This is a genomic window from Reyranella sp. GW821-FHT14A01 (genome assembly GCF_058803965.1).
Map to the genome: position 1 here is coordinate 36,669 of NZ_JBXAPM010000001.1, position 20,765 is coordinate 57,433.

Annotated in this window: 21 protein-coding genes; 5 read left to right on the plus strand and 16 right to left on the minus strand. The window is 66.8% G+C overall.

Translation table 11 applies throughout. From position 1 onward, the window contains the following. Nucleotides 1-101: 101 nt before the first annotated feature. The gene (locus tag AC1ROX_RS00175; protein ID WP_493121275.1) at nucleotides 102-485 is read left to right on the plus strand and encodes an encapsulin-associated ferritin-like protein; all 384 of its coding nucleotides are present in this window, start codon (nucleotides 102-104) and stop codon (nucleotides 483-485) included. A 4-nt stretch (nucleotides 486-489) separates the two neighbouring features. After that, nucleotides 490-1,305 carry a family 1 encapsulin nanocompartment shell protein gene (locus AC1ROX_RS00180; RefSeq protein WP_493121277.1) on the plus strand — a complete coding sequence of 272 codons (816 nt, stop codon included), beginning with the start codon at nucleotides 490-492 and terminating at the stop codon, nucleotides 1,303-1,305. 4 nt (nucleotides 1,306-1,309) lie between these two features. Here AC1ROX_RS00180 and holA read toward each other — a convergent pair whose 3' ends face one another. From holA to AC1ROX_RS00200, 4 genes are all read right to left on the minus strand, one after another. Next, complete coding sequence (gene holA, locus AC1ROX_RS00185; RefSeq protein WP_493121279.1) at nucleotides 1,310-2,353, minus strand: DNA polymerase III subunit delta; 1,044 nt, start codon at nucleotides 2,351-2,353, stop codon at nucleotides 1,310-1,312. Next, entirely contained in the window at nucleotides 2,350-2,508 is a 159-nt protein-coding gene (locus AC1ROX_RS00190) for a hypothetical protein (RefSeq protein ID WP_493121281.1), read from the minus strand. The genes holA and AC1ROX_RS00190 overlap by 4 nt, the downstream gene beginning before the upstream one ends. 31 nt (nucleotides 2,509-2,539) lie before the next feature. Beyond that, nucleotides 2,540-5,134 carry a leucine--tRNA ligase gene (leuS, locus tag AC1ROX_RS00195; protein ID WP_493121282.1) on the minus strand — a complete coding sequence of 865 codons (2,595 nt, stop codon included), beginning with the start codon at nucleotides 5,132-5,134 and terminating at the stop codon, nucleotides 2,540-2,542. A gap of 102 nt (nucleotides 5,135-5,236) precedes the next feature. Next, nucleotides 5,237-5,713, minus strand: a complete 477-nt coding sequence (locus tag AC1ROX_RS00200; protein ID WP_493121284.1) for a DUF3576 domain-containing protein — start codon at nucleotides 5,711-5,713, stop codon at nucleotides 5,237-5,239. Between the two features lie 541 nt (nucleotides 5,714-6,254). On the opposite strand from AC1ROX_RS00200, the gene AC1ROX_RS00205 reads away from it, so the two are divergent. Next, nucleotides 6,255-7,622 (plus strand): porin, encoded by a 1,368-nt coding sequence (locus tag AC1ROX_RS00205; RefSeq protein WP_493121286.1) that lies wholly within the window; start codon nucleotides 6,255-6,257, stop codon nucleotides 7,620-7,622. A gap of 88 nt (nucleotides 7,623-7,710) precedes the next feature. On the opposite strand, the gene AC1ROX_RS00210 is transcribed toward AC1ROX_RS00205, so the two are convergent. The 4 genes from AC1ROX_RS00210 to AC1ROX_RS00225 are packed head-to-tail and all read right to left on the minus strand — an operon-like array spanning nucleotide 7,711 to nucleotide 11,358. Further along, nucleotides 7,711-8,478 carry a methyltransferase domain-containing protein gene (locus AC1ROX_RS00210; RefSeq protein ID WP_493121288.1) on the minus strand — a complete coding sequence of 256 codons (768 nt, stop codon included), beginning with the start codon at nucleotides 8,476-8,478 and terminating at the stop codon, nucleotides 7,711-7,713. Beyond that, the gene (locus AC1ROX_RS00215; protein WP_493121290.1) at nucleotides 8,478-9,152 is read right to left on the minus strand and encodes a LutC/YkgG family protein; all 675 of its coding nucleotides are present in this window, start codon (nucleotides 9,150-9,152) and stop codon (nucleotides 8,478-8,480) included. Before AC1ROX_RS00215 ends, AC1ROX_RS00210 begins: the two co-directional genes overlap by 1 nt. Next, nucleotides 9,149-10,567, minus strand: a complete 1,419-nt coding sequence (locus tag AC1ROX_RS00220; protein WP_493121292.1) for a LutB/LldF family L-lactate oxidation iron-sulfur protein — start codon at nucleotides 10,565-10,567, stop codon at nucleotides 9,149-9,151. Before AC1ROX_RS00220 ends, AC1ROX_RS00215 begins: the two co-directional genes overlap by 4 nt. Next, entirely contained in the window at nucleotides 10,567-11,358 is a 792-nt protein-coding gene (locus tag AC1ROX_RS00225) for a (Fe-S)-binding protein (RefSeq protein ID WP_493121294.1), read from the minus strand. Before AC1ROX_RS00225 ends, AC1ROX_RS00220 begins: the two co-directional genes overlap by 1 nt. Nucleotides 11,359-11,420: 62 nt before the next feature. On the opposite strand from AC1ROX_RS00225, the gene AC1ROX_RS00230 reads away from it, so the two are divergent. Beyond that, complete coding sequence (locus AC1ROX_RS00230) at nucleotides 11,421-12,212, plus strand: DUF6675 family protein (RefSeq protein ID WP_493121296.1); 792 nt, start codon at nucleotides 11,421-11,423, stop codon at nucleotides 12,210-12,212. Between the two features lie 6 nt (nucleotides 12,213-12,218). On the opposite strand, the gene mltA is transcribed toward AC1ROX_RS00230, so the two are convergent. The 5 genes from mltA to AC1ROX_RS00255 form a co-directional block, all read right to left on the minus strand. Further along, nucleotides 12,219-13,319, minus strand: a complete 1,101-nt coding sequence (gene mltA, locus AC1ROX_RS00235) for a murein transglycosylase A (protein WP_493121298.1) — start codon at nucleotides 13,317-13,319, stop codon at nucleotides 12,219-12,221. Between the two features lie 18 nt (nucleotides 13,320-13,337). Next, complete coding sequence (locus AC1ROX_RS00240; protein WP_493121300.1) at nucleotides 13,338-14,063, minus strand: Tim44/TimA family putative adaptor protein; 726 nt, start codon at nucleotides 14,061-14,063, stop codon at nucleotides 13,338-13,340. Nucleotides 14,064-14,153: 90 nt separating this feature from the next. Continuing rightward, entirely contained in the window at nucleotides 14,154-15,506 is a 1,353-nt protein-coding gene (locus AC1ROX_RS00245) for an adenylate/guanylate cyclase domain-containing protein (RefSeq protein WP_493121302.1), read from the minus strand. Then, nucleotides 15,506-16,342: a class I SAM-dependent methyltransferase gene (locus tag AC1ROX_RS00250; RefSeq protein WP_493121304.1), complete on the minus strand. Its 837-nt coding sequence runs from the start codon at nucleotides 16,340-16,342 to the stop codon at nucleotides 15,506-15,508. Before AC1ROX_RS00250 ends, AC1ROX_RS00245 begins: the two co-directional genes overlap by 1 nt. Before the next feature lie 10 nt (nucleotides 16,343-16,352). Beyond that, nucleotides 16,353-17,168 (minus strand): MBL fold metallo-hydrolase, encoded by an 816-nt coding sequence (locus AC1ROX_RS00255; protein WP_493121306.1) that lies wholly within the window; start codon nucleotides 17,166-17,168, stop codon nucleotides 16,353-16,355. A 232-nt stretch (nucleotides 17,169-17,400) separates the two neighbouring features. On the opposite strand from AC1ROX_RS00255, the gene hspQ reads away from it, so the two are divergent. After that, on the plus strand, nucleotides 17,401-17,772 hold the full coding sequence (hspQ, locus tag AC1ROX_RS00260; RefSeq protein ID WP_493121308.1) for a heat shock protein HspQ: 372 nt from the start codon (nucleotides 17,401-17,403) through the stop codon (nucleotides 17,770-17,772). Between the two features lies 1 nt (nucleotide 17,773). Here hspQ and AC1ROX_RS00265 read toward each other — a convergent pair whose 3' ends face one another. The 3 genes from AC1ROX_RS00265 to biuH all read right to left on the minus strand — a co-directional run bounded on the left by AC1ROX_RS00265 (nucleotide 17,774) and on the right by biuH (nucleotide 20,758). After that, nucleotides 17,774-18,436 (minus strand): cysteine hydrolase family protein, encoded by a 663-nt coding sequence (locus AC1ROX_RS00265; protein ID WP_493121310.1) that lies wholly within the window; start codon nucleotides 18,434-18,436, stop codon nucleotides 17,774-17,776. A gap of 133 nt (nucleotides 18,437-18,569) precedes the next feature. Continuing rightward, nucleotides 18,570-20,027, minus strand: a complete 1,458-nt coding sequence (locus AC1ROX_RS00270) for an ABC transporter ATP-binding protein (RefSeq protein WP_493122493.1) — start codon at nucleotides 20,025-20,027, stop codon at nucleotides 18,570-18,572. A gap of 47 nt (nucleotides 20,028-20,074) precedes the next feature. After that, on the minus strand, nucleotides 20,075-20,758 hold the full coding sequence (biuH, locus tag AC1ROX_RS00275) for a biuret amidohydrolase (RefSeq protein ID WP_493121312.1): 684 nt from the start codon (nucleotides 20,756-20,758) through the stop codon (nucleotides 20,075-20,077). Between the last annotated feature and the right edge of the window lie 7 nt (nucleotides 20,759-20,765).

The window sequence follows — 20,765 nt, forward strand, 5'->3', positions numbered from 1 at the left end:
AAGACGATTGGCAGGGCCGGTTTTCTCTACCCGCAGGCGGTTTTTTCGCTCGGTCCCCTAACCCGGAGGAACTTCCGCGTGCGCCATGCGTTGTCGCGCGCATGTCCAGTGAAACGCTACACGAAGACCCGGCCAAGCTTGGCCCCGAGGTCATCGATCGCCATCGCGCGATCGTCTCGCTCATGGAAGAGCTGGAGGCCGTCGACTGGTACGACCAGCGCGCCAAGGCCACCGCCAACACCGAATTGCGATCCATCCTCGAGCACAATCGCGACGAGGAGAAGGAACACGCCGCGATGGCCCTCGAATGGTTGCGGCGCAACGATCCGAAACTCGACGAGCATCTCCGGACGTTCCTGTTCAAGGAAGGCCCGATCACCGAGATCGAGGCCACCATGATCAAGGGCGGCGGTGAAGCCGAGTCGGCCTCTGAATCGGACGGCAGCCTCGGGATCGGCAGCCTGCGCAAGAAGTCGAGCCGGTGACACTATGAAGAACCATTTGTTTCGCGACCGCGCACCCATCACCGAAGCCGGCTGGGAAGAGATCGAGAAGGAAGCCAAGCGCACGCTGAGCGCGCTGCTGGCCGCGCGTCGTGTCGTCGATTTCCGGGGGCCTCTGGGTTGGGGCGCGTCCGATGTCGAGCTGGGCCGCGCCGATCCGATCGCATCGCCCCCCGGTGGCAGCAACGTGCGGGCGCTCCTGCGCCGCATTCAGCCGCTGGTCGAATTGCGCATTCCCTTCGAGGTGACCCGCGCCGAGCTCGACGCGATCGATCGCGGCGCGCGCGATCCCGACCTCGATTCGGTGACGGCAGCGGCGCGCGAGATCGCCATCGCCGAGGACCGCGCCATCTTCCACGGCTACAAGGCCGCCCAGATTACCGGCATCTGCGAGGCGCAGAAAGGTCAGTCGGTGGCGCTGGGCACCAGCCACGCCGACTATCCCGATGCCGTCGCCGCGGCGCTGAAGAAGCTGCGCGACGAAGGTGTCGACGGCCCGTTCGCCGTCGTGCTGAGTGAGCAGCTCTACAAGGATCTCCAGGCGCGCACCGACGGCGGCTATCCGATCCTGAGCCACGTGCAGCGCCTGATCGACGGCGACGTCTATGCCGCGCCCGGCCTCGACGGCGGCCTTGTGATCTCATTGCGCGGCGGCGACTTCGAGCTGACGGTCGGCCAGGATTTCTCGATCGGCTATCTCGAACACGACACCGAACGCGTGCGCCTCTACATCGAGGAAAGCTTCACCTTCCTCGTCCTGTCGCCACAGGCGGCCATTCCGCTCGTTCCGACCGGCAAGTAGAAGCCTAACGCCGCGCCTTTGACGAACGCGCGGCCTGGCTCAGGCGGAGACAGAGGCGACGCGCAATCGCCTCGTCAGGCAAGCCGGTGCGCTTGCATTCGATCTCGGCTTCCAGGATCGTCGATAATGCCGCGCTGAGGCGCGGCAACGGCCACGTCCGCAGATGCCGCTCGAAGCGCTGGCGCACCGGACCGCCGCGCGGCAGGCCGCGCGCCTTGAACATCGCCCCTTCGAGATTGCCGCCCTTGGCGGCGTGTCCAGATACGAGATGAAGCTGGTCGGCATGGCGCTGCAGCGAGCGCACGAGCTGCACCGGATTGCCGCCCTCGGCGAAGACGCGGTCGAGCGCGCGATCGAGCGCCACCAGCTCACCGTCGAAGGTCGCGGCGATCACGTCGTCGATGCCGATCGAGGCCGTGTCGCCCAGCACGGCCATCGCATCTTCCAGGGTGATGGTCTTGCCGGCGTCGGTGCCCTTGTAGAGCAGCAGCTTGTCGATCTCGCCGCGTGTCTGGCCGCGATCGCCGCCCAGCCGTTCGACGATCCATTCCAGCGCGTCCGGGTCGACGTTCATGCCCTGGGCGCGCGCCGAACTCTCGACGAGGCCTTCGAGTGCCGCCTCGTTGTCCATGTAGCAGGGCATGGCGGCCAGCGTCGCCTCGGTTTCGGCGAGGGTGCGGAGGTTGGAGCGCGGCGTCAGGTTGCCGGCCTCGACGATGATCAGCGCATCGCCGGCGACCGCCTCGACCAGGTTCTCGAGCGCGGCGACGGATTCCTCGCCGGCCGGCCGTACGCGGATCACGCGGCGGCCGCCCATCATCGACAGGGCGCCGAACTCGTCGGCCAGCCGCGCCGGATCCTGCTTCAGCGCGTCGCCCGAGATGTCGACGACGCGGAACGGATCCTTGAGGTCCTCGCAGATCGACTTGGCGAGCGCCACGGCACGCTCGGCGACCAGCCCGTCGTCATTGCCGTAGATGACCACGGCCCGGACCTTGGGGTCCGGCTTCTTCAGGAAGGCTTCGACCTGGCGGGCCTCGATCTTCACGCAGGCTTGCTCTCGTCCTCGGGCGTTTCACCGCCCTCGCTCAGCTTGGCGCGCTCGCGGGCAACACGCTTGGCTTCGGCCTTCTCGGCGACCTTGATGGCCTTGAGACGTTCGCGTTCGCGGCGTTCGAAGTCGTAGTTCGGCTTGCGTGCCATGTTGTCCGGCCTTCCTGGGTTTTGGGGAACCCTAAACCACGACGTTGACGATACGGTTCGGCACGACGATTACCCGCTTGGGCGTCTTGCCGTCGAGGCCGCGCACGAGTTCGGGCAGCGCCAGGGCCGCGGCTTCCGCCGCGTCCTTGGGTGCGTCCTTGGCGAGCGCGATGGTGCCGCGCAGCTTGCCGTTCAACTGCACCGCGACGGTGACCGTGTCGTCGACCAGCAGCGCGTCCTCGGGAAGCGGCCACGGCGCGTCGGCCAGCAGGCTCTTGTGGCCGAGCGAATGCCAGAGTTCTTCCGCGAGATGCGGCGTCATCGGGCCGATCAGGCGCACGAAGATCTCCAGCGCCTCGCGCAGTGCCCAGCGCGTCGAGTCGTCCTTGGCCTCGACCGAATCGATCGTGTTGGCCAACTCGTAGAGACGAGCGACGGCCTTGTTGAAGTGGAAGGCCTCGATGTCGGCCGAGAGGCCGGCGATCGACTTGTGCGCGGCGCGGCGCAGCGCGACGGCCGCGTCCGAGAAGGTCGCGGGCTTCGGCGTGCCGATCGCCGGCAGCACCTCGATCGCCTCCGAGGCGATGCGGAACAGGCGCTGCTGGAAACGCCAGGCGCCGGTGACGCCGGCCTCGGTCCATTCGAGGTCGCGCTCGGGCGGACTGTCGGACAGCATGAACCAGCGCGCGGTGTCGGCGCCGTAGTCGCGGATGATCTCGTCCGGGTCGACGACATTCTTCTTCGACTTGGACATCTTCTCCGAGCGGCCGACCTCGACCGGGCTCTTGTCGGAGAGGCGGACGACCTTGCCGCCGTCGCGCGCAATTTCCTCGGGCGTCAGCCAGGTCCCGTCGCTCGCGCGATAGGTCTCATGGCAGACCATGCCCTGGGTGAAGAGACCGTCGAACGGCTCGTCGCGGCTGGTCATCTGCACTTCTCGCATCGCGCGCGTCCAGAAGCGCGAATAGAGCAGGTGCAGGATCGCGTGCTCGACGCCGCCGATATATTGATCGACCGGCATCCAGTACTGGTTCTCCTCGCGATCGAACGGCGCCGTCTCGAGCTGCGGCGACGTAAAGCGATCGAAGTACCAGCTCGAATCGATGAAGGTGTCGAACGTGTCGGTCTCGCGCCGTCCCTTGCCGCCGCAGGTCGGGCAATCGACATGCTTCCAGGTCGGGTGGCGGTCGAGCGGATTGCCGGGACGATCGAACGTCACGTCATCCGGCAGCTTCACCGGCAGGTCCTTCTCCGGCACCGGCACGACGCCGCACTTTTCGCAATGGATCGCCGGGATCGGGCAGCCCCAATAGCGCTGGCGCGAGACCAGCCAGTCGCGCAGGCGATACTGCGTCGTGCCCTTGCCGACGCCCATCTCCTCCAGGCGCGCGATCACCTTGGCCTTCGCGTCCTCGACGCCCAGCCCATCGAGGAACTCGGAGTTCACGATGACGCCGTCCTCGACATAGGGCGCGGCGGCGATGTCGAGCGTCTTGCCATCGGCCGGCGCCACGACCTGGAGGATCGGCAGGCCGTACTTGGTCGCGAACTCATGGTCGCGCTCGTCGTGGCCCGGACAGCCGAAGATCGCGCCCGTGCCGTATTCCATCAGCACGAAGTTGGCGGCGAAGACCGGCACGGTCTTGCCCGGCATCAGCGGATGCTTCGCCAGCAGCGGCAGCTTGTAGCCCTGCTTCTCGGCGGTCTCGACCTCGGCGGCCGCGGTGCCGGTCTTGCGGCATTCGGCAACGAAGTGCTGCAGGCCGGGATCGCTCGCGGCGAGGCCCTGGACCAGCGGATGCTCGGCCGACAGCGCCATGAACGAGGCGCCGAACAGCGTGTCGGGACGCGTCGTGAAGATCTCGAGCTTGCCGTGATCGGCGCCCGAAGCGTCGGTCAGTTCCCAGAAGACGCGCGCGCCGCGGCTCTTGCCGATCCAGTTCGCCTGCATCAGGCGCACCTTCTCGGGCCAGCGGTCGAGCGTGTCGAGGCGGCTCAGCAGCTCGTCGGCGAAGTGCGTGATCTTGAGGTTCCACTGGGTGAGCTTGCGGCGCTCGACCGGCGCGCCGGTGCGCCAGCCCTTGCCCTCGATCACCTGCTCGTTGGCGAGCACCGTGTTGTCGACGGGATCCCAGTTGACCCAGGCCTCCTTGCGGTAGGCGAGACCGGCCTTCCAGAAGTCGAGGAACATCTTCTGCTGGTGGCGGTAGTAGGTCGGGTCGCAGGTCGCCAGCTCGCGGCTCCAGTCGAGGGACAGGCCCATCGACTTCAGCTGCTTCTTCATCGTGGCGATGTTCTCGTAGGTCCACTTCTTGGGATGGACCTTCTTCTCCATGGCGGCGTTCTCGGCCGGCAGGCCGAACGCGTCCCAGCCCATCGGATGCAGGACGTTGAAGCCCTTGGCGCGCTTGTAGCGGGCGATCACGTCGCCCTGCGTGTAGTTGCGCACGTGGCCCATGTGGATGCGCCCCGATGGATAGGGGAACATCTCGAGCACATAGTATTTCGGCCGCGCTCTATCCATCGCGGCCTTGAAGGTCTGGCGATCTTCCCAGACCTTCTGCCACTTGCTCTCGGTTTCGGTGAAATTGTAGCGCACGGTGGGTGCGGCTTGCGTCGACGACACGGAGATCTTCCCGAAAAAGGGTGTTCCCAGAAAAGACTGAGGCCGCAGCGGATGCCCGCTGCGGCCTCTCACGTCAAGCTTTTGACAGAGAGGAGAGCCGTCTCAGGACCCGCCGGCGATGCGAAGCTGGCGGGCGCGCGTGAGGATCGCGTTCTCGATGTCGATGTTGGTGCGCGGGTCGACCTGGGCGTCGACCCAGTTGCCGCCCTTGGGGCTGGTCTGTTGTTTGAAGACCGAGACACGCACGCCGTCGGCCCGCAGTTCGCGGTCGAGGATGGTGACCTGCACCTTCATGCGCTCGTTGGGCGTCTCCGACGGGGTGTACCAGTCGGTGATGATGACGCCGCCGAACGGATCGGCCGAGACCAGCGGGATGAAATTGATGGTGTCGAGCGACGCCCGCCACAGATAGGCGTTCACCGCCACGCCGGTGCCGGTGTCGTCCTTCTTGTCGCTCTTGGAGCCGAACAGGCCGCCGGGCCCGAACAGGCTGCCGGTCTCCTGGGTGCGGCCGCCGATGCCCTGGTTGAGGTCGCGCTTGCTGCGGTCGCCCGAGGGACCGCTCGCCGTCTCCCTCACGCCCGTACCCCCTTCGCTGCAGCCCGCAAGGGCAAGGCCAAAGGCAATGAAACCGGCAAGAAGGATGCGAGGGCGGATCAAATCTACAATCTTGTCCATGTCGGCGACCCTATTACACGGCGCGCGTGCCGTCGCAAATTTGGTTGGACTGCTCGTCGCCTTTCAAGCAGCTCCGGAAGCGGCGAAACCATATTCGGCACCTGGATTGATTACAAGAGTCTCGCGAGCAGGGGCACAAAGTCCTTAACAGAAACTATTATATCTTTATGAAAGTATCTCTTAAAGACTGATTAGGCTGAATCCCGCCGGATAATGTCGCGCGGGCCAAGAATGAATTGTGAATATGGGGTGCCAAATTGTGACAAAGGCGCCACACGTACGCAGAGAATGCAGCGGCGGGGCGACCATTTCTTGACCCTTCTTTTGGCGATGTGGTCTATTCCCATCGTCGAATTGGTGCGCCGTGAAAGCATTCTGGCGCACCTAATCGAGCAGGCCTTTGTCTAGGTTACGTACCAGTCTCTGAGCAATGAGAGGGAGAATGATGAAAAAGCTTCTATTGGGCTCGACCGCCTTGGTCGTCGGTGGGCTCGTGGCCGCTCCGGCCATGGCCGCTGACCCGATCAAGATCGGTGTGGGCGGTTACTACACCTTCTACGCGATCGCCGGTGGCATCGACTCGACCTACGCGACCAACGGCACTTGGACGCAGTACAAGGGTCTGAACCTGATCCAGGAAGGCGAAATCCACTTCATCGGTCAGACGAAGCTCGACAACGGCACGTCCGTCGGCGTGCACGTCGAACTCGAAGCCTGGAACGCCGCGCAGACCACGCCGAACGCCGCTGGTGCGGTGACCAACGGCGCCGCCTCTCAGTGGATCGACGAAGCCTTCCTGTTCGCCTTCGGCGACTGGGGCCGCATCGAACTGGGTTCGCGCGACCCCGCCACCTACCGCATGTACTATGGTATGCCGTCCGCCCTGATCGGCTTCGGCGCCATTCAGCACAACACCAACTTCACGTGGGCCAACGCCTCGGTCATCGCCAACAACAAGGCCTTCTTCAAGGTCACGGCGCAGACCAACGCAGCCCAGGTGCAGGACGGCAACCGTATCAACTACTTCACGCCCCGCTTCCAGGGCCTGCAGATCGGTATCGGTTACGCTCCGAAGTGGACCCCGGCCGGTACCGGCCCCGCGACGCTGGGCGCTGGCTTCTGCGGCTATAACAACGCCACGTCCGTCAACAACTGCCCGACCGCCGACTACTCCTACCAGGATCTGATCGACGTCGGCGCCAACTACCTGAACAAGTTCGGTGACGTCACCGTCGCTCTGTACGGCGCGTTCTTCTACGCCTCGTTCGTGCCCGGTAACCAGCCGTTCGCCGCTGCTGCCAACATGACGACCGGTGCCAACCTGACGTCGTGGAAGAACTGGGTTGTCGGCGCGCAGTTGGGCTTCAAGGGCTTCACGCTCGGCGGCTCGATCGGTATCGACAACAACGGTCTCGGCTCGAACTACTACACCGGCGGCAACAACGACACCCGCTACTACTCGGCAGGCCTCATGTACGAGACCGGCCCGTGGCAGCTGTCGGCTGGCTGGATGGGCGCCCGCAACAACAACGGCAACGGCTCTCAGACCGTTGGCGCGATTGCTCCGGGTACGAACCTGCAGACCCTGAACACCCCGGCCAGCACGTCCGCGGCGTTCTCGCAGAACCAGACCGGCGCCCTGCGCTTCGGTCAGGAGTCGGTCGACAAGTTCGAGATCGGCATCAACTACGCGCTTGGGCCGGGCGTGAAGGTCACCGGCGGTGGTCTGTATTACAACGCTACGGGTCCGAGCAATGCCGTCGCTGGCAACAGCTGGGGTCTGCTGCTCGGTATGGATCTGCGCTTCTAGTCGCAGGACAAACCGGAAATCGGAGAGAGCGGGCGAAAGCCCGCTCTTTTCTTTTGTGCGCCTGTTTTGTGCGTAGGGTTGCGTGTCGCTACTTGGAAGCGCGACGGCCCACCAGGTTGACGAACAGGCCGGGCAGGTAGGTCCGCGACACCGGCAGGCGCTCGGTCGCCTGGCGCGCCAGCACGGCGCGATTGTCCTCGTGGTCGAGGACGAGCTGGAAGAGGCCCTGTTCCACGGCGCCGGCGCGCGGATCGAGTTCAGGCTTGCCATCGCGCTCGACGCGATAGGCGACGTCGAGGCCGACATCGCCGCCGCTGTAGAACGACGAGGCGATCTCGAGCTGCCCGAACAGCAGCATCAGCCCGCGTGCCGAGAAGCGCCAGTAATCGTCGGGTGCGGCATGGAAGGCCTGCGACCAGGCGGCCGCCACATAGGCCAGCCCGCCGGGCCGCAGCGCCCGCTCGATGTTGCGCGCCGCGCGCGCGGGATGGCGCGTATGCTCCAGTACGTGGCAGCAGATCGCGAGGTCGAACGGCTCCTCGCCGAGCTTGCCTTTCAGCGTTCGCGGATCGCTGCAGATGTCGGCGACGCAGTCGACATTGCTGCCCTCGACGAGGTCGAGGCCGACGAAGCGCGCCTTGGTGCCGAAGCGCCTGGCGACGAGCTTGCGCCAGTTGCGTACGTTGCGGTCGGCCACGAGGGTACGCGATCCCACCTGCAGGACGCGGGGCGAGCGCTTGCCGACAGTCTGGGCCACCCGGTCCAGCAGCAGTTCGATTTCACGCGTCACGCTCGTGCCGACAACACGGAGTTCACCGGGGCGCAGCTCACCGGGGGTGGCTCCGCCGGCAGCCATCAGTCGTGCACCACCAGGATGTGCATGCGGCGCGGCCCGTGGGCGCCCAGTTCCATCGCCTGCTCGATGTCGCCGGTGCGCGACGGGCCGGTGATGGTGTTGACGGTGCGCGGCATCAGGTTTTTGCCGTAGCGTGCGCGCAGGCGGCCCCAGACATCCTCGTAGCCGCCCACGATGTCGCTCTCGCGCAGCACCACCACATGGGTGTCCGGCAACAGATTCAGCGACACCGGATGGTCGGGTCCGGACGCCATCACGACCGTGCCGGTCTCGGCGATGCCGGCAAAGGCGCCGGTGACCGAAACCTGGTCGCTGCCTTCGCCGCGGCCGCGCCGGATCGAAAGCATCTTCTGGCTCGCCCAGTCATAGCCTTCGAGGAGCGGCGAGGGCGCCATCGCGACGGTCGCCGGCAGGTTGTTGCGCGCGAGATATGAAGTCACTTCACCCGGCACGTCCGCTGCGTCCACCCTCGCCACGGTGGCGTTGAGGGTCTCGGCCCACTGGCAGAACAGCGCGACCTTCTCGGGCTGCGGCAACTGTGCGCGCGCCACCGAAGGTCCGCGCGGCGGCGCGGCGAGACGTGCATCGACGGCGTCACGGGCCTCGCCGGTCAGCTCACCACGGCGCAGAGAGCGGCGGATGTTGCCAAGAATCTGAGTGCGCGCGTCGCTCATGCCTTCCTCTTGGCCCAACGTGCGTGGAAGGTGCCGCCGGGCTGCGGTGCGGGGAAGTCGCGGAAGCGCGTCCAGCCACCGGCCAGCGGCAACGCTTGGTAGCGACCGTCGGCGCGGCCGAACAGCGCCAGCACGCGGTTGGCGATGCCGGTCAACCGCCGGTAGAGCGCGGGCCGGCGGGCGACGAAGCTCCACAAAGCGAGGCCCTGGCGGACGGCCTTGGGTGTCAGGTGCTTCTCGAACTCGCGTTCGCGCCAGTGGCGCATCAGCTTCGGCAGTGGGATGCGTACCGGGCAGACGCTCTCGCAGCGGCCGCAGAAGGTCGACGCATTGGGCAGGTTGCTTGCTTCCTCGACGCCCACGAGCTGCGGCGTCAGCACCGCGCCCATCGGACCGGGATAGACCCAGCCATAGGCGTGACCGCCGACGGCGCCGTAGACCGGGCAATGGTTCATGCAGGCGCCGCAGCGGATGCAGCGCAGGATGTCCTGCATCTCGGTGCCGAGCACCGAAGAGCGACCGTTGTCGAGCAGCACCACATGATACTGCTCGGGCCCGTCGAGATCCTCGCGCTTCTTCGGTCCGGTGTTCAAGGTCGTATAGGCCGAGGATTCCTGGCCGGTCGCCGAGCGTGCCAGCACGCGCAGCAGCACCGCCGCGTCCTCCAGCGTGGGGATCACCTTCTCGATGCTGGCCAGCACGATGTGCATCCTGGGCAGCGTGTTGGAGAGGTCGGCATTGCCTTCGTTGGTCACCAGCATCGACGAGCCGGTCTCGGCCACCAGGAAGTTGGCGCCGGTCAGCCCGACATCGGCATCGAGGAACTTTTGCCGGAGCACGTAGCGCGCCTCGGCGACGAGATCGTTACGCTCGGTCAGCCGCTTGTTGAAACCGAGCTTGGCGTGATGCTCCAGGAAGGTGTCGGCGACCTGGTCCTTGGTGAGATGGACGGCCGGCGCGATAATGTGGCTGGGCGGCTCGTTGCGCAGCTGGATGATGTACTCGCCGAGATCGGTCTCGATCGGCGCGATGCCCAGCGCCTCGAGATGCTCGTTGAGCGCGATCTCCTCGGCCACCATCGACTTCGATTTGGCGACGGTCTTAGCGTTCACGCTCTGGCAGAGCTCGGCGATGATGCGGCGCGCGTCGGCGGCCGTCGGCGCCCAATGCACCTTGCCGCCCAGCCCGACCACCTTGCGCTCGAATTCCTCGAGATAGAAATCGAGATGGGCCAGCGTGTGGTTCTTGATATCGCGCGCGCGGTCGCGCAGCGCCTCGAACTCGGGCAGGCGTTCGGCCGCCTGCCGGCGGCGCTCGGAGAAGCCGACCTTCAGCATGGCCAGCGAATCCTGCAGGTTGGGATCGGCCAGTGCGTGGCCGACATTCTCCTTGAAGGCGTGAGCGGTCGATTCCATCAGCCGCGCTCCGGTTCGCCGATCGCCGGCAGGTCGCCCATCCCGGCCAGCACTTCCGCGACGTGGCGCACCCGAACGGGGCTGCCTTCGCGTTGCAGCTTGCCCGCCATGTTCATCAGGCAGCCGAGATCGCCGGCCAGCAGCGTGTCCGCGCCGGTGGTGGCGATGTCGGCCGACTTCTCGCCGACCATGGCATTGGAGATTTCGGGATACTTCACGCAGAACGTGCCGCCGAAGCCGCAACAGATTTCAGGGGTCTTCATCTCGCGGATCTTCAGTCCCTGCACGGTGCCCAGAAGACCGCGCGGCTGTTCCTTGACGCCGAGTTCGCGCAGGCCCGAACAGGAATCGTGATAGGTGACGGCGCCGTCGTAGCGCGCGGCGACTTTCTTCACGCCCAGCACGTCGACCAAGAACGACATGAGCTCGAAGCTGCGGCCCGCGAGATTCTCCGCGCGCGCCTTCATGGCGGGATCGTCGTCGAACAGTCCGGGATAATGATGCGACAGCATCCCGCCGCAGGAGCCCGAGGGCGCCACGACCGCGTCGTAGCCCTCGAAGGCGTCGATGACCTGGGCCGCGATGGCGCGGGTCGTGGCGCGGTCGCCGGAATTGTAGGCCGGCTGGCCGCAACAGACCTGGAGCGGCGGCACGTCGACGGTGCAGCCGGCCTCCTCGAGGAGCTTCACCGCCGCGAAGCCGACCAACGGCCGGAACAGGTCGACGAGACAGGTGACGAAGAGCGCGACGCGGCGCGGGCGGGTGGCGGGAATGGCTGGCGAGCTGGACACGCAGCGACCATGGCAGCGGCTAAATTGGCGTGCAAGATGGTCGGGCAACGATTGCACCGGCCATGCCGTTGCCGGGCATGTTCCGCCGCTCGCTTCTTCTGTCGGCCCTTTCCGGATCGGTGCTGATCCCGGCGCCTGGCCGCGCCGCGGCACCCTCCCTGGTGCCGCCCTGCGGAGGCGCCCCATCGCCCGCCTATCCCGCCCCAGGGCAGCCGCCAGTCGCCCAAGTCTGGACGGAGGCCGACCTCAAGAGCCTTGGTTGGCAGCCGCCGGGCTGCCTGCCTTGGGCGCCCGTCCGGACACGGCTGGTCGCCGCCCTGGCTGGTCAGGTCCAGTCGGCCGTTTCCGCTGACCAACTCGCAGCCCGGCTGACCCGGATGTCGGCTCTGCCGTCGATCCGATACTGGTCGACCACCGACAAGGCGTGGAAGCCGCTGGCCTCACAGGCGGGGATGCTGGCGGGCGTCGACGGAGGACCCGCGCCCGATCCCACGCCCAGCGATCTGCAGGCCGGCCGCACCTTCCATTATTTCGAGACAGGCCGGGCCGGTCGGACGGTCCATCGTCTCTCCGTGGTCGAGCGTCGCCCCGACCGCATCGTGCTGGCGACGGAAAACGTGACAGCGATGAAGATCGCCATCGTCACCGCCTTCGAACCCGGCGCGCTGCAGTCCGCCTTCTTCCTGGAGCGACAGAGCGGCGGCGGCTGGGGCTATTACCAGGTGATGCGCGCGACCGAGGGCGCCAGCAGCCTGGCGCTGGGCAAGGACGCGTCCTACCTCAACCGTCTGGCGGCGCTCTATCGGCACACGGCCGGCATTCCGACCGACCAGGAACCGCCGCTGGCGCGCTGAGTCCGCTCAGCTCTTGTTGGGAACGAGAACGATGGCGCGGCCTTCGCTGTTCATGCGGCCGGCCCAGTCGGCGGCCTGCGCGCCGCCCCCGTAGAACACGTCGCCGCGCGCCGGGCCCTTGATGGCCGCACCCGTATCCTGCCCGATCATCAGGCGGCGATAGGACTCGGTGGCGCCGGGCTTGCGGTAGACGGGGCGGCGCGTGTCGATCCAGACCGGCGTGCCGTAAGGCGTGAACGTCGGGTCGACCGCCATGCTGCGCTGGGCCGTGAGCGGCACGCCCTGGGCGCCGATCGGCGCGGAGGTCTTGGTGTCCTTGAAGAAGATGTAGCGCTCGTTCTTGCGCATCACGTCGCGCGCCTGCTGCGGATTGCGCTTCAGCCAGTCACGGATCGCGGGCCAGGTCGCGTCTTCCTTCTTCATCACGCCCATCTCGACCAGCACGGCGCCGATGGCCGTGTAGGGACGGTTGTTGGACCCGTCGAAACCCAGGGTCATCGTTCCGCCCTCGGCGAGCTGGATGCGACCGCTGCCCTGGACCTGCACCTCGAACAGGCCGACCGGATCCTGCACGTAGGCGATCTCGAGGCCCTTGCCCTTCAACGCACCTGCTTCGATCTCGGCGCGCGTGAAATAGGGCTGGTCGGTGAGATCGGTTGGCTTGCGGTAGACCGGCACGGTGAACAGGCGCGACGGCACCTTGCTGCCGCGCAGCTCGGGCTCGAAATAGCCGGTGAACTTGCCCTGCACCTGGACGATCAGGGGGCGGAAATTCGATTCGAAGAAATTGCGCGCGCCGCGGGCGTCGCCGGCTTTCACTGCGGCGGCCGCCTCACAGATGCGGGCCCATTCGCCGGTGGTGATGGTCTTCTCGCCGCCGTCGGTCGCGATCTTGACGTCGGGGCCGGCGGTCAGCCTGGGACAGGAGCGGCGGAAGGCCGTGAGCGCCTCGGCGTGGCGATCCTCGGCCCAGCCGGCGATCTCGTTGTAGGAGGTCGGCTCCATCGAAACGCGCTGTTGGGGCGCGGAGCCGGGCGTCGAGGCGCAAGCAGAGAGGAGACCGGCGGCCAGCAAGGCCAGGCCACCGGCAAGGAGGCTCCGTCGCATTCCCGCAAACGCCTCCCTTTAGCCTTCGCTCTCGGTCTTCACGAGTTGCCAGTTGGGATCGCCCGACGTCGTGTCGCGCCGGAAGGTCCAAAGGTCGACGACCTTCTGCACTTCGTTGGGATTGCCATCGATGATCTGGCTGTCGGCATTGCGCACGACGTTGATCTGCTCGCTGACGAACCGCACCGTGACCGCGGCGTTCGTGCCCTGCATTTCGGCGGCGGCGATGTCGGACGCCTCGAAGCCGATCAGCGTGGTCTCGGCCTTCTCGTTGCGCTCGATGCGGCCGCGGATGGCAGCCTCGAAGCTTGTGTAGGTCGCGCTGTCGAGCAGCGGCTTCAGCGTTGCGGTGTCGCCCCGCGCGAAGGCCTCGACGATGGCGGTGAAGGCGGCACGCGCGCCGCCGGTGAAACCGATCGGCTCGAAGCTGGAATCTGCGGCGCGAATGGCCGCGACGCCCGCCGTGGCCGTCGGCATGACGGTCGCGCGAATGCCGCCGGGGCCGCTGGTCGGCGAGGATTGGCGCGGCGCCGGCGCATTGGCCGTCGGCAGCGGCACGACATTGTCGTTGCCTTGGGAGGAGTCACCCACGCGCGGTGTTGCCGGCGGAGGGGCGGGCGGCGTGAAAGGATCGCGGGCCGGCGGCTGTTCGTTGCCGGTGCGTTTGCCCAGCACAGACCGCAGCCGCAGGATCAAGAAGACCGCGACCAACCCGATCAGGATGATGTCGTAGTTATTTCCCACGATGGCGCTCCACTGTCCCAAATTACATAGGCCCCGAATGGGGAAAGGGCAAGGCAACCGCCTGCCCACCCCTCAGGCAGACCAGACCACTCAGGCAGACAAGACCACAATGTCGACGGATTCGGTGACGCCGGCGACCTTCCGGTCCTGACGGCGCTCGCGGACCATGGGCGCGCGATAGCCCTGGCGTTCGGCGAGGGCATAGGTGCCGCCATCGGTGAGGGCGCGGGTCCGCTCCTCCTTGTTGTGCTTCTCCAGCTTCGCCGCGAAATTTACCGCGTCACCGATCACCGTGAATTCGAGCCGCTCGCCGTCGCCCACGGCGCCGAACACGACGCGGCCCGACGCAACCGCCAGGCCGATCTCGAGTGGGGCCGCGCCTGCGGCCCGGCGTTCTGCCGCCCAGGAAACTGCAGCCTCTATCACCGCATCGGCGGCGCGGAGCGCGTCCGCCGCGGCCGTTGCGGAAGGCATCACCGCGCCGAACGAGGCCAGGATGCCGTCGCCCAGGAACTTGTCGATGCTGCCGCCGGCCGCCGCGATCAGTGGGCAGATGCGGCCCTGGTAATCCTGCAGGAGCTTCATCACCTCGGCAGGCGGCAGTTCCATCGACAGGCGCGTGAAGCCGCGCAGGTCGACGGTGAGGATGGCCACGTCGCGCAGTTCGCCTTCGCCCGCCTTGACCGACATCGCCGCCCCGCGGATGCGGGCGGCTACGCCGGGATCGAAGAAGCGCGACAGGTCCTGCGCCGCCGTGCTTTCGCTCACCGCCTGCACCAGCAGGTGTCGTGCCCGGGATATGGCGAGCGCCAGCACGAGCGTGGTCAGAAGGATGGCGATGATCTTGTCGACCTCGGCGTGAACCAGCAGCGCATTCGAGGTCATGTACTCGACGAAGTCGTCGGTCGGATTGGCCGGCCCGCCGCGACCGCCCACGGCGTAGAGGATGAGGCCGATCCAGCCGGCGATCGCCGTCAGGCCGGTGAAGATCACGAAGCGCGCCTCGAAGCGCAGTGCCCTGAGCGCGATGAACAGGAACACATAGAGGAGCGTCGGCACCTTCAGATAGAAGACGGCCGGCTGGGCGTACTTGTAATGGAACGAGTAGATCAGCCCCATCAGCAGGAGCATGTCGGCGATCACCGACAGATAGAGCATCCAGGGCCGCAGCAGGCGCGCATAGCCAAGGCCCAGGCGCACCAGGCAGAAGACGCCGTAGATGACCAGCACATCGAGCTCGAAGGAATAATCCTCCTGCACCACGCCGCCCGGCATGGAGCTCGATTCGTAGACCGTGGCGACCAGCACGACGATGACGAGCTGTACCCAGCCGATCAGGATCTCGCTCTGCTCCTGCTGGCGTTCGATCGCCGCGCGCACGCGCTCGGGAAGTTGGGCCGCCTCGCCGCCGCCGAACAACCAGTGGCGCAGGCGGCCGAGCATCAGCGCTTTTCCAGCCAGAGGCTGGCAGGCAGCGCATCCGGCGGTCGCGGCAGGCGCGAGATCACCGAGGCGGCCAGCCGGTCGGCCATCCGCCGCTCCGCCCAGACGCTGGAGAAGAGCGGCTTGAATGCGCCGCTGGTGAGCAGCGGCACCACGCCCTGCTGCTCGTTGTAGGCGCGCCAGCCCCAGATCGCGGGATAGTCGAACGGCAGGAAGATGTCGTGGATATGGACCAGCGCGCCCGACGGCAGCCGCGGCAGCACCCGGTTCAGCAGGATGTCGACGTCGCTGCCGGGCATCAGGATGTGGCTGGAATCGATGAACAGCATGTCGTGCTGCATCAGCCCGTCGAACACCGTGGCCGGCGCCGCCTGCAGGGTCGACGACTTCACGCGCACGCCCGGCAGGTCGGCGATGTCGGCGCGCGGCGCCGGGTCGATGGCCAGGATCTCGCCGACGCCGCCCACCGCCTTCGACAGGACGCGCGTCGAATGGCCGGAGCCGACCTCGATGATGTGGCGCGGCTTGCGCTCGCGCACCAGCGCGTAGGCGACGGCGGCGTCGAGCGAGGGGAACCATGACTGCTCGAACAGCGCCTTGCATTGTTCAAGAGCCTCGGCGCGTGCATCGACGGCATCGAGCACGGAAGCGAACTGCCCGGTATGCTCCTCGAACAGCCGCTCGATCGCGGGATAGGGCGGCTGCGCGCCGGGCGGCGGCAGCAGCGGCGCATAACGGTGCGGGATGAACCAGCCGCGCGGCTTCAGGCCGAGCACGGTCGGTAATCCCAAAGCGAACCGCCGCCAGCGGCCGCGCAGGGTGGACCTGGCACTCATCGGGACATGCTCACGGTGTCAGGGTCAGGCCTTCATGGGCGACGAGGGCGCGCGGCAATCCGCCTGCCGCGATGCCCGGCCGTGCGATGGCCGCGGCCCGCGCCACGCCGTCCATGAAGGCGTCGTCATGGCTGGGATCGTGATGGAAGATGACGAGCGTGCCGACGTCGGCTGCGTTGGCAACCCGGACGCCTTCCTGCCAGGTCGAATGACCCCAGCCGCGATAGCGGGCGTATTCCTCGTCGGTGTAGCTCGAATCGTAGATCATCACGTCGGCGCCGCGGCAGAGCTCGACGATCCTTGCATCGAGCTGGCCTTCGCGATGCTCGGTGTCGGTGATGTAGCAGATCGACTTGCCGAGATGGTTGATGCGGTAACCGGTGGCGCCGTTGGGATGGTTGAGCGGCGCCGTCTGCACGGCGACCGCGCCGCAAGACAGGTCCTCGCCGGCCTTGAATTCGGTGAACGCCACGCTTGCCTGGAAGATGTCGAGCGACACCGGATAGAGCGGCGGCTGCATCAGATGGCCGACGACCTTCTTCAGCGTATAGGGCTCCTCGAGATGACCGGCCCACATGCGCACGGAATTGCGCCGGTCGAACAGCGGCGCAAAGAAGGTGAGGCCGGAAATGTGATCGAGGTGCGTGTGCGTGAAATAGATGTCGATGTCGAGCGGCGCCTGGCGTGCGAGTTCTACGCCCAGCGTGCGAATACCCGTGCCGGCGTCGAAGATCAGCCGGCGGCCGCCGGCGGTGACTTCCAGGCACGACGTGTTGCCGCCATAGCGTGCGTATTCTGCGCCCGGGCACGAGATGGATCCCCGCACGCCCCAGAATCGGACTTTAAGACCGTCGACCAACAAACCCTTCCCGGTAAGTATGGCGCCAGAGTCCACAGGCGGGTGCGTCCCGTCAACCGACGCGCGAGGCTCCATCGTTCTGGCCACGTTCTTGCGTAGCGATCCGGACGGCTGTTTTTCACGTATTCTTGCAGTCGGCGGTCTAGTCCGGCGTCCCGACTGCGTTGCCTGCCGGCCCGTTCGGAGCAATACTTTGCCTATGGACCCTGTCAACCAAGCTTCTGCCCCGGCGCTCGCCGCGCCGCCCCTGCGTTGCGCCAAGTTCGCCATCGGCCAGGTGGTGAAGCACCGCGTCTACCCCTTTCGTGGCGTGATCTTCGACGTCGACCCGGTGTTCGCGAACACCGAGGAGTGGCTGTCGTCGATCCCGGAAGAGGTGCGGCCGCGGCGCGACCAGCCGTTCTACCACCTGCTCGCCGAGAACGCGCAGACCACCTACGTGGCCTATGTGTCGGAGCAGAACCTGCTGGCCGACGATACCGGCAAGCCGGTGTCGCACCCGCAGGTGCCGCAGTTCTTCAAGGAGCTGAAGCGCGGCCACTACGTCTCGCGCGAGCGCGCGCTGCACTAATTCAGCGGAGCGCGGCCGCCACCTGGTCGACGGTGGCGGTCCAGCCGACGATCGCGCCCTGGGCGCGGATCATGTCGAGCGCCGCCTTCTTGAATTCCGGGAAATAGCTTTCGGTCGCATCCTCGGCCAGCAGGCATTCGAAGCCGCGGTCGTTGGCTTCGCGCATGGTCGTCTGCACGCACACTTCGGTGGTGACGCCGGCGAACACGAGATGCGTGATCTTCTTTTCGGCCAGGATGTCGCCGAGCGGCGTCGCGTAGAACGCGCCCTTGCCCGGCTTGTCGAGCACGATCTCGCCGGGCTTCGCCGCCAGCTCCGGCACGATGTCGGCGCCGGGTTCTCCGGCGATCAGGATGCGGCCCATCGTGCCCGGATCGCCGATGCGCATCGACGGCTTGCCGCGCAGCCGCTTGGCCGGCGGGCAATCCGACAGGTCGGGCCTGTGGCATTCGCGGGTATGGATGATCGGAAGCCCAGCGCTACGGAAGGTGTCGAGCAGCCGGCCGACCGTCGGCACGATCGCCGAGAGCAGGCTGACATCGTTGCCCAGGGTCGCGCCGAACCCGCCCGGCTCGATGAAATCGCGCTGCATGTCGATCACGATCAGCGCCAGATGCGCGGGATCGAAGGTGAAGTCGAACGGCTGGGCGGCGATGGTTTTCACGGGCGCACCGTTTGAAATACGAAAGGGGTGTCATCCCGAGCGCAGCGAGGGATCCTTGCGCGGCAGAAGTTAAGGATCCCTCGCTGCGCTCGGGATGACACGAATGCTCGGGTCGGCATCTCGTGCCAATTCATCAATGCCCCGCCATGGCGCGGCCGATCGCGCCGACGTCGGCGGTGGCGGCATCGGTCTGCAGGGCCAGCTTGCCGTCGAACATGACGACGATGCGGTCGGAGAGCTGCAGGATCTCGTCGAGGTCTTCGCTGACCAGCAGCACGGCGGCACCGCGGTTGCGGGCCTGCACGATGCGGGCGCGGATTTCGGCGACGGCGGCGAAGTCGAGGCCGAAGCAGGGATTGGCCACGATCAGCAGGTCGCCCTCGCTCGACAGTTCGCGCGCCAGCACCGCGCGCTGCACGTTGCCGCCCGACAGGCCGCGGATGGCGGCGTCCGGTCCCGGCGTCTTCACCTTGTAGGCCTCGATCAGCTTGCGCGCCGTCTCGCGCATCGGGCTGCGCTTGAGCCAGATGCCGTTGGACGACGAGGGCGGCCGGTCGAAGGAGCGCAGCGCGATGTTCTCGGCCACCGACATGTCGGCGACGCAGGCGTTGCGCAGCGGCTCTTCCGGCAGGCAGGCGACCTTGTGGCGGACCATCTCGGGCCGGGTCGCGGTGTAGACCTCGCCATGCACCAGCATCTTGCCCGCTTCGACATCGCGCTGGCCCGCCAGGGCCTCGACGAGTTCGCGCTGGCCGTTGCCCGACACGCCGGCGACACCCACGATCTCGCCGGCGCGGATGTCGAGCGCCAGTTCCTCGACCGCGAGCTGGCCGACATTGTCGGCGACGCTCAGGCCTTCGAGCCTCAGCACCGCCTTGCCCGGCGCGCGGGCCTCGCGCTCCACGACGGTGCGCGTCTCGCGCCGGCCGACCATCATCTCGGCCATCATGTCGTTGTCGAGTTCGCTCGTCGGCCTGGTGCCGATGAGTTGGCCGCGGCGCAGCACCGTGACGGCGTCGCAATAGGTGTTCACCTCACGGAACTTGTGCGTGATGGTGACGATGGTGATCACCCGATCGTTGGTCAGCTTCTTAAGGGTGGTCAGCACCTCGTCGGCCTCATCCGGCGTCAGCACCGAGGTCGGCTCGTCGAGGATCAGCAGGTTGCGCTTCAGGTAGAGCTGGCGAAGGATCTCGCCCTTCTGCTTCTGCCCGGCCGCGAGGTCGGCGACGGGGGTGTCGATCGGCACCGTGAACGGCGTCGTCTCGAAGAACGATTTCAGCGCGCGACGCTCCGAGGCCCAATCGATCACCGCCGGCAGGTCGCCGCGCGACAGCACGAAGTTCTCCAGCACCGTCATGTTCGGCACCAGCGTGAAGTGCTGGTAGACCATGCCGAGGCCGAGATCGTGGGCCTGGCGCGGATGGGCGATTTCCACCTCGCGCCCGTTCAGCAGGATCTGGCCCTGGTCGGCGGCGTAATAGCCCATGGCGCACTTCACCAGGGTGCTCTTGCCGGCGCCATTCTCGCCCAGCAGCGCATGGAAGGCACCGGCCTCGATCTTCACCGAGACGTCGTCGAGCGCGGCCATTGCGCCGAAGCGCTTGGTGAAGCCGATCAGCTCGAGGGACGGCGCGGTCACGCGATCGCCTTCAGGATCGCGGCCGAGTGGGCGACGGCGCCGAACACGCCGCCCTGCATCTCGACCATCTTCAAGGCCGCGGCGTGATTGCCGAGGTCGGTGGCGCCGGTGCAATCCTCGAGGATCAGGCATTCGAAGCCGCGATCGTTGGCCTCGCGCATCGTGGTGTGGACGCAGACATCGGTGGTGATGCCGGTCAGCACCAGATTGTCGATGGCGCGCGTGCGCAGCATCAGCTCGAGGTCGGTGGCGCAGAACGAGCCCTTGCCGGGCTTATCGATGACCGGTTCGCCGGCGATCGGCGCGAGATCGGGAATGATCTCCCAGCCCGGCTCGCCGCGCACCAGGATGCGGCCGCAGGGACCGGGGTCGCCGATGCCGGCGCCGATCTGCTGTGAGCGCCAGCGCTTGTTGGGCGGCAGGTCGGAGAGATCGGGCCGATGGCCCTCGCGCGTATGGATCACCGTCCAGCCGGCCTTGCGCGCCGCGGCGAGCAGCGCCTTGATCGGCTCGATGGGCGCGCGCGTCAGCGACAGGTCGTAGCCCATCTTGTCGACATAGCCGCCGACGCCGCAGAAGTCGGTCTGCATGTCGATGATGACCAGGGCGGTATTGTCGGCGCGCAGCGCGCCGTTCCATGGCCAGGCATAGGGGCGGGAGTCGATATGGGTCTTGCTCATAGCGGCT

Excerpts from the sequence above, each read along its gene's own strand:
- AC1ROX_RS00210 (WP_493121288.1), bottom strand. The coding sequence starts at position 8,478 with ATGGCTGCCGGCGGAGCCACCCCCGGTGAGCTGCGCCCCGGTGAACTC.
- mltA (WP_493121298.1), bottom strand. The coding sequence starts at position 13,319 with ATGCGACGGAGCCTCCTTGCCGGTGGCCTGGCCTTGCTGGCCGCCGGT.
- biuH (WP_493121312.1), bottom strand. The coding sequence starts at position 20,758 with ATGAGCAAGACCCATATCGACTCCCGCCCCTATGCCTGGCCATGGAAC.
- hspQ (WP_493121308.1), top strand. The coding sequence starts at position 17,401 with ATGGACCCTGTCAACCAAGCTTCTGCCCCGGCGCTCGCCGCGCCGCCC.
- AC1ROX_RS00175 (WP_493121275.1), top strand. The coding sequence starts at position 102 with ATGTCCAGTGAAACGCTACACGAAGACCCGGCCAAGCTTGGCCCCGAG.
- AC1ROX_RS00230 (WP_493121296.1), top strand. The coding sequence starts at position 11,421 with ATGCCGTTGCCGGGCATGTTCCGCCGCTCGCTTCTTCTGTCGGCCCTT.
- AC1ROX_RS00180 (WP_493121277.1), top strand. The coding sequence starts at position 490 with ATGAAGAACCATTTGTTTCGCGACCGCGCACCCATCACCGAAGCCGGC.
- AC1ROX_RS00220 (WP_493121292.1), bottom strand. The coding sequence starts at position 10,567 with ATGGAATCGACCGCTCACGCCTTCAAGGAGAATGTCGGCCACGCACTG.
- AC1ROX_RS00270 (WP_493122493.1), bottom strand. The coding sequence starts at position 20,027 with ATGGCCGCGCTCGACGACGTCTCGGTGAAGATCGAGGCCGGTGCCTTC.
- AC1ROX_RS00205 (WP_493121286.1), top strand. The coding sequence starts at position 6,255 with ATGATGAAAAAGCTTCTATTGGGCTCGACCGCCTTGGTCGTCGGTGGG.
- AC1ROX_RS00250 (WP_493121304.1), bottom strand. The coding sequence starts at position 16,342 with ATGAGTGCCAGGTCCACCCTGCGCGGCCGCTGGCGGCGGTTCGCTTTG.
- AC1ROX_RS00190 (WP_493121281.1), bottom strand. The coding sequence starts at position 2,508 with ATGGCACGCAAGCCGAACTACGACTTCGAACGCCGCGAACGCGAACGT.
- AC1ROX_RS00215 (WP_493121290.1), bottom strand. The coding sequence starts at position 9,152 with ATGAGCGACGCGCGCACTCAGATTCTTGGCAACATCCGCCGCTCTCTG.
- AC1ROX_RS00245 (WP_493121302.1), bottom strand. The coding sequence starts at position 15,506 with ATGCTCGGCCGCCTGCGCCACTGGTTGTTCGGCGGCGGCGAGGCGGCC.